This window comes from Brucella pseudintermedia, assembly GCF_008932435.1.
Lineage (GTDB): Bacteria > Pseudomonadota > Alphaproteobacteria > Rhizobiales > Rhizobiaceae > Brucella > Brucella pseudintermedia.
In genome coordinates this window covers 29715-43089 of the sequence record NZ_WBWE01000009.1, presented here as the reverse complement: position 1 = coordinate 43089, position 13375 = coordinate 29715, and the positions used below count along the sequence as shown (strand labels likewise).

Sequence of the window (13375 nt, the reverse complement as noted above, 5' to 3'; positions counted from 1 at the left end):
GCAGATTTGTCCCCAAAGTCGCGATTGGCGTCCGATACGTATTCGGCCCGTGTTTCAGGGGTCTTAAATCGAGCATCGGTCCGCGAATTGCAAGGGCAGGACCGTTTTAAACTGCACCCGAATCAAGCAAGTTTGGCGAAATGGCAGTGGGACACAGACAGATGATCTCGACAAAAACCGGTCAGGAGCGACAGCGCAGTATCATCATCACCGGCTGCTCCTCCGGTATTGGCGCCTATTGCGCCGAAGCGCTTCAAAGCCAGGGCTGGCGCGTTTTCGCGACCGCCCGCAAGGATGCGGATATTGCGGCGCTCCGGGCAAAGGGCATGGAAGCGCATTATCTCGACTATACTGAACCGCAGTCGATTGCTGCTCTTGCCGATGAGGTGTTGCGTCAGACTAACGGCACGCTTGATGCGCTGTTCAACAATGGCGCTTATGCCCAACCCGGCGCGATAGAGGACTTGCCGGTCGAAGCCTTGCGCCAGCAGTTCGAGGCCAATTTCTTTGGCTGGCATGATCTCACCCGGCGCGTGGTTCCCGTCATGCGCCGGCAAGGGCACGGGCGCATTGTGCATTGCTCATCGATTCTGGGGCTGGTGCCAATGAAATGGCGCGGCGCTTATGTGGCGTCCAAATTCGCGCTTGAAGGGCTGATGCTCGCGCAACGCATGGAGCTGGAAGGTTCCGGTATCGATGTGTCGCTGATTGAGCCCGGCCCTATTGCCTCGCGCTTTACCTATAATGCCGCCAGCCATGCGGAAGCCAATATCGACATGGAGGCATCTGTCCATCGCGAGCTTTATCAACGCCAGATGGCGAAATTGAAAAGCGGAGGCACAAAATCCAAGAACAAGCTTGGACCGGAAGCCGTCTATGCTGTACTGCTTCATGCATTGGAGGCGCCGCGTCCCCGCCCGCATTATGTGGTGACGAGACCGGCGAAACTTGGGTCAATGGCACGGCGCCTGATGCCTGCACGCTGGCTCTACCGGATGCTGTCCGACCAGTCGTGAGGTCCGGAACAGTGCGCATGGGAAGGAAATGAAATGGACGTTCTGTTCAAGGGCGCAGCAATGGTGGCCATGTTTGCGGTGGCTGTCGTTCTGATTATCGGCCTGCGCAACATGATGCGCGGCGGTGATGGCAATTTCTCGAACAAGATGATGCAGCTGCGCGTCTTCCTGCAGTTCATTGCCATAGTCCTGATCGTCGGGGCGATCTATTACGCCCGCGTGAAAAACGGTCAGTAAGGCATGGTCAAGCTCAACAAGATCTATACCCGCACAGGCGACAAGGGCACGACCGGACTTGCCAGCGGGCCGCGGCGGCTGAAGTCGGACCTGCGCGTCGAAGCCTACGGCACGGTGGACGAAACCAATGCCTGCATCGGCATGGCGCGTCTTCACACCGGCGGCGACGACAATCCCCATGCGCTGATCGATGCGATGCTGGGCCGTATCCAGAACGATCTTTTCGACCTGGGAGCCGATCTTTCCACGCCGGATGACGGGAAGCCGCTCGCCTATGAGCCGCTGCGCATCGTCGCATCCCAAGTCGCACGTGTGGAAGCCGATATCGACCTCCTCAATGCCGATCTACAGCCGTTGCGGTCGTTTATCCTTCCCGGCGGTTCGGCCGCATCTGCTGCGTTGCATCTCGCTCGCACGGTTTCACGGCGGGCTGAGCGGCTGATGGTTGCGCTTTCCCGCATCGAAGGGGAAGTCGTTTCGGCGGAGGCACTGCAATATATCAACCGCCTTTCCGATTTCCTGTTTGTGGCATCGCGAACCGTCAACGCTAATGGCGCGCAGGATGTGCTATGGGTTCCCGGTCAAAACAGATAATCAGACGCCGCGTCTGTTGCCCCAGATCAGCACGTGAAGCTGGGGTAGGACGTGCGCTTCATACCAGCCATCCGCAATCGCCTTTTCCACCAGCCATTCCATCCGCCGCATGATGCCGTCGATGTCGATCGCGGCATCATGCGCTTCGGGCGGCGGCGGTGTGTGATTGCCGGGCTGCAGATAAACGGCCAGGCTGGAATGTCGTCTCGCTACTTCTTTGGCGAATGCATAATCCTCATCATCGAAAATCACGAATTTCAATACTGTTCGCGGCGCATTGCTTGCAGCCTCAACACAAGCCCCCAGCGCATCGAAATCAGTGCTCATGCCGCTTGAGGGCGGCTTCGGACTCAGTACCAGCGTATCGAGCGCAGAAAACCAGTCTTGTGCGATCGATCCTTGGGTTTCCAGCGCGAAACGATAGCCTTCGGTCTTTCCATGCTCGATCAACGGTCCCAGCGGCTGAATGGCGGGATTGCCCCCGGAAAGTGACACCGTTAGCGGCTTGTTTCGGGAAAGTGCCGTCACTTCGTCCCAAATCGCCTCGACGCTCATTGGCTTCCACTCGTGGCGAAAGCGGCTTTCGACGGCATGCAGACTGTCGCACCAGGAGCAGCGGTAATCGCATCCCCCGGTTCGCACGAAAACCGTGGGCTGGCCGATCAGCACGCCTTCGCCCTGAATCGTGGGCCCGAAAATTTCCGCGATGCGTATCTGTGTCACGGTCTGTACTCGGCCCATGTCTTGGGCGTTTCACTGACCCGCACGGCGGAAATTTCCGGCCAGCGTGCATGGCACCATTCGAAAAAATGCCGGGCCAGTGTTTCAGCCGTGCTTTGGTCGTGGCCCAGAACATCATTGAGATGGCGATGGTCAAAACAATCATCGATATAGCGCTTGAACGGTGCCAGCTCATGATAATCACGGACAAAACCGTGCTGGTTCAGCTCTGGCGCGGAAAGCTCGACTTCCACGATATAGTTGTGGCCGTGCAGCCGCGCGCATTGATGATCGGCTGGCAGGCCGGTCAGTTGATGCGAGGCGGAAAAGTGAAATTCCTTAGTGATACGAAACATCAGACGTTCCTCCGTGCTACGGCATCGCGCCAGAAATCCGGGTCCTCATAGAGGGTCGGGTCTTCGATACCGGCAAGATGAAAAGCTTCGCGCCGCTCGACGCAGGTGCCGCAGCGCCCGCAATGATGCTCGCCGCCCTTGTAGCAGGACCATGTCGCGGCAAAGGGCGTGCCATATTTTGCGCCGTCGATAACGATGTCGGCTTTCGATGCATGCACATAGGGCGCGAGCAGCTTTATGTCGGCGTAGCCATCCAACGCATGGTTCTGCATGGTCTGAAAAGCATCGATAAAGCCGGGGCGGCAGTCGGGATAGATGAAGTGATCGCCGCCATGGACGGCAAGCGCTACCGCTTCGGCCTTTTGCGCCGCCGCGACGCCGAATGCGATCGCCAGCATGATTGCATTGCGGTTCGGGACGACGGTGATCTTCATTGTTTCTTCGGCATAGTGTCCGTCGGGGACATCGACGTCATCGGTAAGTGCCGAGCCGGTCAGGCTCGCGCCGATATTGGTAATATCGATGACCTGATGGTGGACGCCCAGCCTTTCGGCACAGGCTCTGGCCGAATCCAGTTCCTTTTTGTGGCGCTGGCCGTAGTCGAAGGAGAGCAGGGCGGTGAGTTGGTGTTCGGCTGCTATTCTGTAAGCAAGCGAAACGGAATCGAGTCCGCCAGAGCAGACGACGAGCGTTTTCATAAGTCAGGGTTCCTTGTTTTGACCGGGTAGGCTGCGACCGGATTGCGGAGCGTTACCTAAAGCATGGCGCGCTGCTTGTAAACGACATGAAAAAGGGAGGTGCCGGGTTGCCCATATTCGGAATGACCTGTTGTCAGAATAAATTGATTTTAATCGATATAGCGGCCCATGCCTGATTGACGTGCACGTCAACCGTCTTTAGGTTTCGTGCCGGTTCCCGGCGGCTAGGCAGCGCATTTGCGTCATCATCCAAGTTGCGCCGGTGCCGCTTTCATGTCGGATTTTGACATGCGGGTGGGAGTTCACGGCGGCATAGTCGTGCTGCAGAAGTCATTGAAGAGGTAATCGCGGATGAAAGTCCTTGTCGCAGTGAAACGGGTTGTCGATTACAACGTAAAGATCCGTGTGAAGGGTGATGGTTCGGGGGTTGAGCTTTCGAACGTTAAGATGTCGATGAACCCTTTTGACGAGATCGCGGTTGAAGAGGCGATCCGTCTGAAAGAAGCGGGCAAGGTGACGGAAATCGTCGCGGTTTCGGTTGGCCCGGCGCAGGCGCAGGAAACGCTGCGCACGGCCCTTGCCATGGGCGCGGATCGGGCGCTCCTGGTCAAGACCGACGAGACGGTCGAGCCGCTTGGCGTCGCCAAGGTTTTGAAGGGCGTGGTCGAGGCGGAAAAGCCGGATATGGTTTTCCTCGGCAAGCAGGCTATTGACGACGATTCCAACCAGACCGGCCAGATGCTGTCCGCATTGCTTGGCTGGAGCCAGGCAACCTTTGCCTCCAAGGTGGAGCTTGCCGACGGTTCGGCCAAGGTCACGCGTGAAGTCGACGGCGGACTGCAGACCATCGACGTGAAGCTTCCAGCGATCGTCACGGTTGATCTGCGTTTGAACCAGCCGCGCTATGCGTCGCTGCCCAATATCATGAAGGCCAAGAAGAAGCCGCTCGATGAAAAGTCGCCTGCCGATTTCGGCGCTGATATTGCACCGCGTTTGAAGGTTCTGAAGACCGAAGAGCCAGGTGGCCGCAAGGCGGGCGTCAAGGTCGGCTCTGTCGCAGAACTGGTCGAGAAGCTGAAAGCTGACGGCGTACTGTAAAGAAATCGGAAGGGACGAGACAAATGGCTATTCTTCTTATTGCCGAACATGACAATGCAACCCTTTCCGACCAGACGGCCAAGGCGCTGACGGCAGCGGCCCAGATCGGCGGCGATGTCGATATTCTGGTGGCTGGCAAGGGTGCAAAATCTGCCGCCGATGCGGCGGCAAAGCTCAAAGGCGTGCGCAAGGTTCTGCTTGCTGAAAGCGATGGGCTGGAAAACCGTCTGGCTGAGCCAACGGCAGCACTCATTGTGGATATTGCCGCGAATTACGACACGATCATCGCGCCTGCGACGACCTCGGCCAAGAACATCCTGCCGCGCGTGGCAGCGCTTCTCGATGTGATGCAGCTGTCCGAAATCATGGAAGTCGTATCGGCTGATACGTTCAAGCGTCCGATCTATGCGGGCAATGCGATCCAGACCGTTCAGTCCACGGATGCCAAGAAGGTAATCACGGTGCGCACCGCTTCCTTCTCCGCCACGGGCGAGGGCGGTTCGGCTGCGGTTGAAAGCGTCAATGCAGCTGCCGATCCGGCACTGTCGAGCTTCGTCGGCAATGCGCTTTCGGAATCGGATCGTCCGGAACTGACCTCGGCGAAGATCATCATCTCGGGTGGCCGTGCGCTTGGTTCGGCGGAAAAGTTCCAGGAAGTGATCCTGCCGGTTGCCGACAAGCTGGGTGCTGCGGTTGGCGCCAGCCGTGCGGCCGTCGATGCGGGCTATGCACCGAATGACTGGCAGGTTGGCCAGACGGGCAAGGTGGTTGCACCGGAGCTTTACATCGCCGTCGGCATCTCCGGCGCGATCCAGCATCTGGCGGGCATGAAGGACTCACGCGTCATCGTCGCCATCAACAAGGACGAGGAAGCGCCGATCTTCCAGGTCGCCGATTACGGCCTCGTCGGTGATCTCTTTACCGTGCTGCCGGAACTGCAAAAAGCGCTTTAATCGATCAGAAAGCGGCGGGCTGGTCCCGCCGCTTTTTGTTTGAGGATATTTCGGCACGAAGCAGATTTTGCTTTCGCTGAATGAGGCTGTATCTGTCTTGGACAGAATTGGTATACTCAAGCATTTCCGGCAAAAGTGCGAAGCGGTTTTGCGTTGGATAATGCGTAAGAACAAAAGTTAGAGCATATGCTCTCGGCGTCGGCTCCGTTGCGGGGCGGCTGAATGAAGGAGTTGTGATCGTGGCAATCAAGACGGTAGGGGTGGTCGGCGCGGGGCAGATGGGCAGCGGGATTGCTCACGTATGCGCGCTGGCCGGGTTCGATGTTCTTCTTCACGATGCGGCAGCGGACCGGCTGGAAAAGGGCATTGCCACCATCAATGGCAACATGGCGCGCCAGGTTGCGTCGGGCAAATTGCTGGAAGATCAGCGCGCAGCCGCGATGAAGCTCATTCGTCCGGCAAATTCCATGGAGGATCTGGCAGGCGTCGATCTGGCTATCGAAGCAGCAACCGAAGACGAAACCGTCAAGCGCAAGATTTTCGCGCAGCTTTGTTCGGTTCTGAACCCGGAAGCGATCCTCGCGACCAACACGTCATCAATCTCGATCACGCGCCTTGCATCCACAACAGATCGCCCGGAGCGTTTCATCGGTATTCATTTCATGAATCCTGTTCCGGTGATGAAGCTTGTCGAACTGGTGCGCGGCATTGCCACGGACGAGGAAACCTTCCGCAAGTCGAACGATTTCGTTACCGCGCTTGGCAAGACGATAACCGTTGCCGAGGATTTTCCGGCCTTTATCGTCAACCGTATCCTGTTGCCGATGATCAACGAGGCCATCTACACGCTTTATGAAGGCGTTGGCAGCGTCGAGGCCATCGATACGGCCATGAAGCTCGGCGCCAATCATCCAATGGGGCCGTTGCAGCTTGCCGACTTTATCGGTCTGGATACTTGTCTCTCCATCATGCAGGTCCTGCACGACGGGCTGGCGGATTCCAAGTATCGCCCATGCCCGCTTCTGGTCAAATATGTTGAAGCTGGCTGGCTGGGTCGCAAGGCGGGCCGAGGCTTTTACGATTATCGCGGCGAGCATCCGGTCCCGACGCGGTAAGTCGCTCCTTCTTCTGCGCATGAAAGGCCGGATCGAACCGGCCTTTTTCAATTGTGGCGACAATTCGCGGGCTGTGGAAAAGCTTGAGCATCCTTACCATTAACTTACCCTTAACCATATGAGTTCAGGGCTTATTCATCTTTGATTGTTAAAGTTTTCATTAAGATGTTCGGAAATGAAAAACGTTTCATCGTCCCGGCTGGACGAGCACGACGGGCATCCATTCCGAATAGCGTGTTTTTGACGAAGGTTAAGACGATGAGCATTCTTGTTCAGCTGCGTGACAGCGTTAATGTCATCCGTGAGTTCGTCGCACCGAGCTACAGGCCCGAGCGCCATTATATGCGTGGGCCAGGTCCTGCTTGCGCTGCGCGTACGCACCATTAATATATGCGTGCCTGAAATTCCGTTTGCCCAGCGAGCGGATCGGCATCGGAAAAGTAAAGCCAGAACGGTTGTCCGCTCCGGCTTTTGTTTTTGGTCGTCAACTTGGGTGCGGATTATTCCAAGCCTTCGAACAGTGCCGTTGAAAGGTAGCGTTCGGCAAAGGATGGAATGATGATGACGATGTTCTTGCCGGCATTCTCAGGACGCTTGCCGATTTCGACCGCGGCCGTCAGCGCCGCGCCGGAAGAAATGCCGACCGGGATACCTTCAAGGCGGGCAAGGAGGCGGGCGTTGGCGAAAGCATCTTCGTTGGAAACCTGGACGACCTCATCATAGATGCTGGTGTCGAGCGTTTTCGGCGCAAAGCCAGCGCCAATGCCCTGAATCTTGTGTGGGCCGGGTGTGCCGCCGGAGAGAACGGGTGAATCTTTCGGCTCCACCGCGATTACCTTGAAGGATGGCTTGCGCCCCTTGATAACCTGTCCCACACCGGTAATCGTGCCGCCGGTACCAATGCCGGAGATCAGGATGTCGGCTTCGCCATTGGTGTCGTTCCAGATTTCCTCTGCGGTCGTGAGGCGGTGGATTTCCGGATTGGCGGGATTTTCGAACTGCTGCGGGATGATCGCGTTAGGGTTGCCTTCTGCAATGGCTTCGGCTTCCGCGATAGCGCCCTTCATGCCTTTTGCACCTTCGGTGAGCACCAGTTCTGCACCGAGCAGCTTGAGAAGCTTGCGGCGTTCCACCGACATGGTCTCCGGCATGGTGAGAATGAGGCGATAGCCCTTTGCGGCCGCCGCAAAGGCAAGCGCAATGCCGGTATTGCCGGAAGTCGGCTCCACGAAGACCGTCTTGCCCGGAACGGCCCTGCCGTCGCGTTCAAGCGCTTCGATCAGCGCCAGCCCGATACGGTCCTTCACGCTTGCCAGCGGGTTGAAGAACTCCAGCTTGGCCAGAAGGTTCGCTTTCACGCCCTTTTCCTCGGCAAACTTGTCGATGCGCACCAGAGGCGTATTGCCGATCGTATCGAGGATTGAATCGTAAATGCGGCCACGGCCTGCGGTTTTCCGGCCTTGTGGTTCGTTCAGGGGCTTGTTCATGGCGTGATCTCCCTTTTTGTCACGCGAAGTTTAAGAGGAAACTGCGCAAAAGCATAGTTGGACATGTGCGCTTCATCAGACAAGTTTGGAAATTTATTCTATATAATCATGAAAATTAGGAGTAAATTCCATCATAATTGGGAGGACGCGTATTAGCCTTGAAGAAATCTCGATTGATCCGCGTCAATGCGCCCAGGCGGATACGCGCGCATCTTCGGGTCTCAGGCAGCCAGGAGAGCAGGAATGTACAAGAACATATTGATCGCGACCGACGGATCGGAACTTGCAGAAAAGGGCGTTGACCAGGGCGTAGCGCTTGCAAAGGAAATAGGGGCGAAGGTAACCTTCGTTTCCGTGACTGAGTTGCTGCCTTCCTACGGCATCGTCGTTGCGGCGGAATGGGCGTCCAGCCCGGCGGCGTTTCAGGAATATCGCGAGGCTATCACCAAAGCGGCGACGGAAATCCTGTCGAAAGCCAAAACGAAGGCGACGGAACTCGGTGTCAGTGCGGAGGCTGTCCATATCGAGAACCAATCTCCGGCGCAGGGCATTGTGGAGGCTGCGAAAGCCAGAGATGCCGATCTGATTGTCATTGCATCGCATGGCCGTCGCGGTGTGAACAAACTGCTGCTGGGAAGTCAGGCAGCGGAGGTTCTGTCCCTCAGCACAGTGCCGGTCTTGGTCATCAAGTAATCGAAGGCATTTCTATCAGGTATCTTCCAGCATTGCGCCGATTTCACGGAAGCGCGAAACTACGCAAGAAGATTCCCGGAAACCTCTGTTAAGCTCTTCCTGTCCGAACGCGGACGGGAGGATTTTCTCAAGGAGGTATTCATGACTGCGCCACGGCCTTCAAAAACCATGTTGGGCAATCATCCGCTGCATCCTGAAACACAGATGCTCAATTATGGCTACGACCCGGAACTTTCGGAGGGAGCGGTCAAGCCGCCGGTATTCCTGACGTCGACTTTCGTCTTCAAGACCGCAGAGGACGGGCGCGATTTCTTCGATTTCGTTTCCGGCCGCAAGGAACCGCCCGCTGGCGTCGGCGCCGGTCTTGTCTATTCCCGTTTCAATCACCCCAACAGCGAGATCGTCGAAGACCGCCTGGCTGTCTATGAGGGCACCGAGAGCTGCGCGCTATTTTCATCCGGCATGTCGGCTATCGCCACGACGCTGTTTGCGTTTGTGCGCCCCGGCGATGTCATTTTGCATTCGCAACCGCTTTACGGCGGCACGGAAACACTTCTCGCCAAGACGTTTCTCAACTTCGGCGTCGAAGCCGTTGCATTCGCCGATGGCGTGCATGAGGCCTCGATAGAGCAGGCAGCCGAAGAAGCCGTTCGCAAGGGCCGTGTTTCGGTGATCCTGATCGAAACGCCTGCCAACCCCACCAACAGCATTGTCGATATTGCCGTGATCCGGCGCGTCGCGGAAAAAATCGAACAAAAGCAGGGGCATCGCCCGATCATTGCCTGCGATAATACCTTGCTCGGGCCGGTTTACCAAAAGCCGCTCGACCATGGCGCGGATCTTTCGGTCTATTCGCTGACCAAATATGTCGGCGGGCATTCGGACCTGATCGCCGGGGCCGTGCTGGGCGCCAAGGCCGTTGTGAGGCAAGTCAAGGCACTGCGCGGTGCCATCGGCACGCAACTTGATCCGCACTCGTGCTGGATGCTGGGGCGCTCGCTTGAAACGCTTGGTCTTCGCATGGAGCGGGCCAACAGCAACGCCCACGCTATCGCGGAATTCCTGCGCGATCATCCGAAGGTGGAGAAGTTGCACTATCTTCCATTCGAGGATGAGAATTCGGACGTTGGTACGCTGTTCAAGCGCCAATGCACGGGGGCAGGATCGACGTTCTCGTTCGATATCAAGGGCGGACAGGCGGCGGCTTTCCGTTTCCTGAACGCGCTGCAGATATTGAAGCTTGCCGTCAGTCTCGGCGGCACGGAATCGCTTGCGAGCCACCCTGCTGCGATGACCCATTCCGGCGTGCCCATCGATGTGCGAGAGCGCATCGGTGTGCTGGACTCGACGATCCGGCTTTCCATCGGCATCGAGCATCCCGACGATCTGATCGCCGACCTCGCGCAGGCACTCGAAGCGGCTTGAAAACCTTATGCGACAGAAAGCAGCGACGGGTTGTCGCTGCTTTGCCGGAGTGTGTCTTGATGCTAAGTCCAATAGGTCTTTGAAGATATATTGGAGTTATAATGGCGGGCAAATCTACATTTGGCGTGGTAATTCTACTGGCACTTACAGCTTGTACGACCAATCGCATTCCAGAGCAGTTCAGAACCGATCATCATATGGGAGAAGCGGGATATTTTCAGTCTCGCTGTCCTCAATATAAGGCGGTTGACGCGGAGCGCGCAGTGTTCGTGTATTGTATGGCAAACAAGGCTTACAACAAGGAGTGTAATTCAGAGCGAACTGCGAAGAGCTTCATCGAGGGCTCGCTGGACGGCTATAAGAGCGCAAAGCTGCGCTATCAGAACGTACCGGATAAGAAGGTCTGCTCCATCGCCGAGAGCAAATATGGCGTGAATGGCAGTGAAATGAAGCAATTGCTAAAGCGCTGAAACGGCCTGCTGCGGAGGTGCGCTGATTACCTTCGCAGTTTTTCTGCCTGATTGATTGACAAGAATGGTGCGGGTGGTCGGAATCGAACCGACACTCCTTTCGGAACCGGATTTTGAGTCCGGCGCGTCTACCAGTTCCACCACACCCGCACGCTGCTGCCGAAGCAGTTCGATATGGTCCAAAGGGACAGCGAGTTGGGATATACCGGCTAAACGAAACAAGGTCAATTGCTCAAAAGTGCAGCTTTCACCGGTCTCGACGCAGATGGCTATCAAGGCGTGGAAGTAGCGGCAAACCAACCTTCTGACCGCCGTCGCATGTGACCGCGCTCGCTCAAAAACTTCGCTCCCGCAGCGTGAGGCGCAACGGGCCTTATGCGGCAGGCGCGGCTTCGAGACAGTCAGCCGCTATTTATCTGCGCAGGCTCGCCTCGATCAAATTCCAGAAGACCAGCAAGGCAATGAACCCCAGCAGGATATAATCCAGCGTGCTGATATAGTGAAAATATTCCATGGCGCATCTCCTTCCCCGGGAGGGCGCGACAGCGTTTGAGCCAGACGGAAGCTTATTATTTTATCCGGGCTTCAGGCACTTGCTCGAAGTGCCGGATTGCACCGGTGCGGACCTCCTCTTCCGCCTGTCCATGCGCTCTCCCAAGACGAAGTGTATCACGCTTTGCCGTATGGCTCAAATCCTTGGTCTGGCTGGCATAATCGACAGTATTTGTGTGACCCTAACTAGTTCGACGTCGCGACATTGGCTTTCCGGCAACTGGCAAAGCGGTCGAGCGCCTGATCATAGGCCGAGGTCTTCACGCCCATCATGCCGATGACCGTGTGGAACAGATTGTCGTGAGTGGCGGGCGCGGCAGCGTCCTGTTTGACGCAGGCCGTATCGAGCCCGGTGGCGCTCGCATAGTCTGGAGAGAACCACGCGACGAACGGGATATGGGTCTGGACGTCAGGGGCGATGAAATAGGGTGCTGCGTGCAGATAAAGACCATCCTCACCCAGCGATTCGCCATGATCGGACATATAGATCATGGCCGGAGCAAAACGGTCCTCGCTTGCTTTCAGCACATTGATGATCTCCGACAATATGTGATCGGTATAGAGGATCGAATTATCGTAGGCATTGACGATCTCGTCCGTGGTGCAGTCTGAAAATTCGCTCGTGCGGCATTCCGGTTTGAACTTCGCGAATTCCGCCGGATAGCGGCGATAATAGGATGGCCCGTGACTGCCCGTCATATGGAGGACGATCGTGGCATTGCCGCTTACGTCCTTCAGGTGATCGCGCAGTTGATCGACCAGAATCTGGTCGAGACATTCGCCGCCTTCGCAATATTGCGCATTGTTCGAATTCTGCAGATCTGCCGTCGGTATGCGGTCTGAAACGCCCTTGCTGCCGGTGTTGTTTTCATACCACGAAACCTGCACGCCCGCATGATTGAGCAAATCCATCAGATTTTCCGAACCATGGAACTTTGAGCTCGAATATTCCTTGCGCGGAAAGGGCGAAAACATGCATGGCACGGAAACGGAAGTGTCTGTGCCGCAACTCGTCGTATTCGTGAAGGTGACGATATCCTGCTGCTTGAGCTCGGGATTGGTTTCCCGCGGATAGCCGTAAAGGCTAAAATTCTTCGCGCGGGCCGTTTCACCCACTACGATGACCGTCAGGAGCTTTTTGCCGGAGGCCGCTGGTGGCAGCGCCTGTCGGGCGTCAAGGCCCAGCGGCTGCATCACGATCTGCCTATCGTTCAGGTCGTGGGCTATATACTGCACCGTGCTCTTGATCGGCGTTCCGGGCATCAATCGTTCCATGATGTCGGAGCGATGTTCGCGGTACATCGACGAAAAGCTGCCATAATCGGAGCCGATCAGCGCTATAGCGCTGGCAAGGCAGGCGATGATCGAAACGGTATTGACCATAAGCTTCTGCAGCAAGGGCCGGTGTTTCACGCGGACCCAGACGATGAGAAGCGAGGGAATGACGGCATAAAGCAGCATATGCAGCAGAAAGCCCGTCGTTATCAGATGGCCCGACTCGGCTTTTGTCGTCGTAAACGTTGCCTCGACTACATTCCGGTCGATGATCGTACCGAAAGTATCCGTAAAATAGGACCCGCCGGCGGCGACCCATACGGCGAAAATGAGAACCGGCTTGATGACATATTTCGCGGAAAAAGCCATCAGAACGGCTATATGGATGAGGAGGATGGCTGCTGCAGCAACGACAAGCTTTAGCGGGTGATCGGAAAAATAGGCGATAAGCCGCTGCCAGAAAGAAGTGTTCGTGAAGGCCAGAAGATAGATCGCGGTCAGAACGCAAAGCGTACCGCTGGCGATGGACGGGCGTGGAAATCGCATTCCTGAACCTTCAAATCCGATTTGGCCGCTACCGGCCGATGGGAGCCGTCATAGATGAGCTTCGCAGGGCTTCCGCAAAAGCTGCAACCGCACATCTATTGCCCGGTAAATTCGGGGATCGGAAATTCAGGACAGCGAAT

At 56.6% G+C, this 13375-nt stretch carries 14 protein-coding genes and 1 tRNA gene; 9 read left to right on the top strand and 6 right to left on the bottom strand.

Annotated features, from left to right (window positions below):
* Positions 1-161 precede the first annotated feature (161 nt).
* Genes F9K78_RS12710 through F9K78_RS12700 form a run of 3 tightly spaced genes read left to right on the top strand, consistent with a single transcriptional unit; the run spans position 162 to position 1847 of the window.
* Positions 162-1016, top strand: a complete 855-nt coding sequence (locus F9K78_RS12710; RefSeq protein ID WP_121984893.1) for an SDR family oxidoreductase — start codon at positions 162-164, stop codon at positions 1014-1016.
* A gap of 33 nt (positions 1017-1049) precedes the next feature.
* The gene (locus F9K78_RS12705) at positions 1050-1253 is read left to right on the top strand and encodes a twin transmembrane helix small protein (protein ID WP_112592831.1); all 204 of its coding nucleotides are present in this window, start codon (positions 1050-1052) and stop codon (positions 1251-1253) included.
* A gap of 3 nt (positions 1254-1256) precedes the next feature.
* Positions 1257-1847, top strand: coding sequence for a cob(I)yrinic acid a,c-diamide adenosyltransferase (locus tag F9K78_RS12700; RefSeq protein ID WP_121984892.1), 591 nt, complete (start codon positions 1257-1259; stop codon positions 1845-1847).
* Here F9K78_RS12700 and queE read toward each other — a convergent pair whose 3' ends face one another.
* From queE to queC, 3 genes are read right to left on the bottom strand one after another with little or no spacing between them, the layout of a single operon-like run.
* The gene (gene queE, locus F9K78_RS12695; protein ID WP_121984891.1) at positions 1848-2588 is read right to left on the bottom strand and encodes a 7-carboxy-7-deazaguanine synthase QueE; all 741 of its coding nucleotides are present in this window, start codon (positions 2586-2588) and stop codon (positions 1848-1850) included. It abuts the gene before it with no gap.
* The gene (queD, locus tag F9K78_RS12690) at positions 2567-2923 is read right to left on the bottom strand and encodes a 6-carboxytetrahydropterin synthase QueD (protein ID WP_121982320.1); all 357 of its coding nucleotides are present in this window, start codon (positions 2921-2923) and stop codon (positions 2567-2569) included. Before queD ends, queE begins: the two co-directional genes overlap by 22 nt.
* On the bottom strand, positions 2923-3621 hold the full coding sequence (queC, locus tag F9K78_RS12685) for a 7-cyano-7-deazaguanine synthase QueC (protein ID WP_121984890.1): 699 nt from the start codon (positions 3619-3621) through the stop codon (positions 2923-2925). The genes queD and queC overlap by 1 nt, the downstream gene beginning before the upstream one ends.
* Positions 3622-3972: 351 nt before the next feature.
* On the opposite strand from queC, the gene F9K78_RS12680 reads away from it, so the two are divergent.
* The 3 genes from F9K78_RS12680 to F9K78_RS12665 all read left to right on the top strand — a co-directional run bounded on the left by F9K78_RS12680 (position 3973) and on the right by F9K78_RS12665 (position 6787).
* Positions 3973-4719: an electron transfer flavoprotein subunit beta/FixA family protein gene (locus F9K78_RS12680; protein ID WP_121984889.1), complete on the top strand. Its 747-nt coding sequence runs from the start codon at positions 3973-3975 to the stop codon at positions 4717-4719.
* Positions 4720-4742: 23 nt separating this feature from the next.
* Positions 4743-5672 (top strand): electron transfer flavoprotein subunit alpha/FixB family protein, encoded by a 930-nt coding sequence (locus F9K78_RS12675; RefSeq protein WP_121984888.1) that lies wholly within the window; start codon positions 4743-4745, stop codon positions 5670-5672.
* Between the two features lie 239 nt (positions 5673-5911).
* On the top strand, positions 5912-6787 hold the full coding sequence (locus tag F9K78_RS12665; RefSeq protein WP_025092165.1) for a 3-hydroxybutyryl-CoA dehydrogenase: 876 nt from the start codon (positions 5912-5914) through the stop codon (positions 6785-6787).
* Positions 6788-7287: 500 nt separating this feature from the next.
* Here F9K78_RS12665 and cysK read toward each other — a convergent pair whose 3' ends face one another.
* Complete coding sequence (cysK, locus tag F9K78_RS12660; protein WP_121984886.1) at positions 7288-8274, bottom strand: cysteine synthase A; 987 nt, start codon at positions 8272-8274, stop codon at positions 7288-7290.
* A gap of 243 nt (positions 8275-8517) precedes the next feature.
* On the opposite strand from cysK, the gene F9K78_RS12655 reads away from it, so the two are divergent.
* From F9K78_RS12655 to F9K78_RS12645, 3 genes are all read left to right on the top strand, one after another.
* A complete protein-coding gene (locus F9K78_RS12655) occupies positions 8518-8967 on the top strand; it encodes a universal stress protein (RefSeq protein ID WP_121984885.1) in 450 nt (149 codons plus the stop codon).
* A gap of 141 nt (positions 8968-9108) precedes the next feature.
* Positions 9109-10392, top strand: coding sequence for a cystathionine gamma-synthase family protein (locus F9K78_RS12650; RefSeq protein ID WP_121984884.1), 1284 nt, complete (start codon positions 9109-9111; stop codon positions 10390-10392).
* A 101-nt stretch (positions 10393-10493) separates the two neighbouring features.
* The gene (locus F9K78_RS12645) at positions 10494-10862 is read left to right on the top strand and encodes a hypothetical protein (protein ID WP_121984883.1); all 369 of its coding nucleotides are present in this window, start codon (positions 10494-10496) and stop codon (positions 10860-10862) included.
* Between the two features lie 65 nt (positions 10863-10927).
* On the opposite strand, the gene F9K78_RS12640 is transcribed toward F9K78_RS12645, so the two are convergent.
* Together F9K78_RS12640 and F9K78_RS12635 are read right to left on the bottom strand one after the other, a co-directional pair.
* Positions 10928-11012, bottom strand: a tRNA-Leu gene (locus F9K78_RS12640).
* A 588-nt stretch (positions 11013-11600) separates the two neighbouring features.
* The gene (locus F9K78_RS12635) at positions 11601-13235 is read right to left on the bottom strand and encodes a phosphoethanolamine transferase (protein WP_121984882.1); all 1635 of its coding nucleotides are present in this window, start codon (positions 13233-13235) and stop codon (positions 11601-11603) included.
* Positions 13236-13375: the final 140 nt, after the last annotated feature.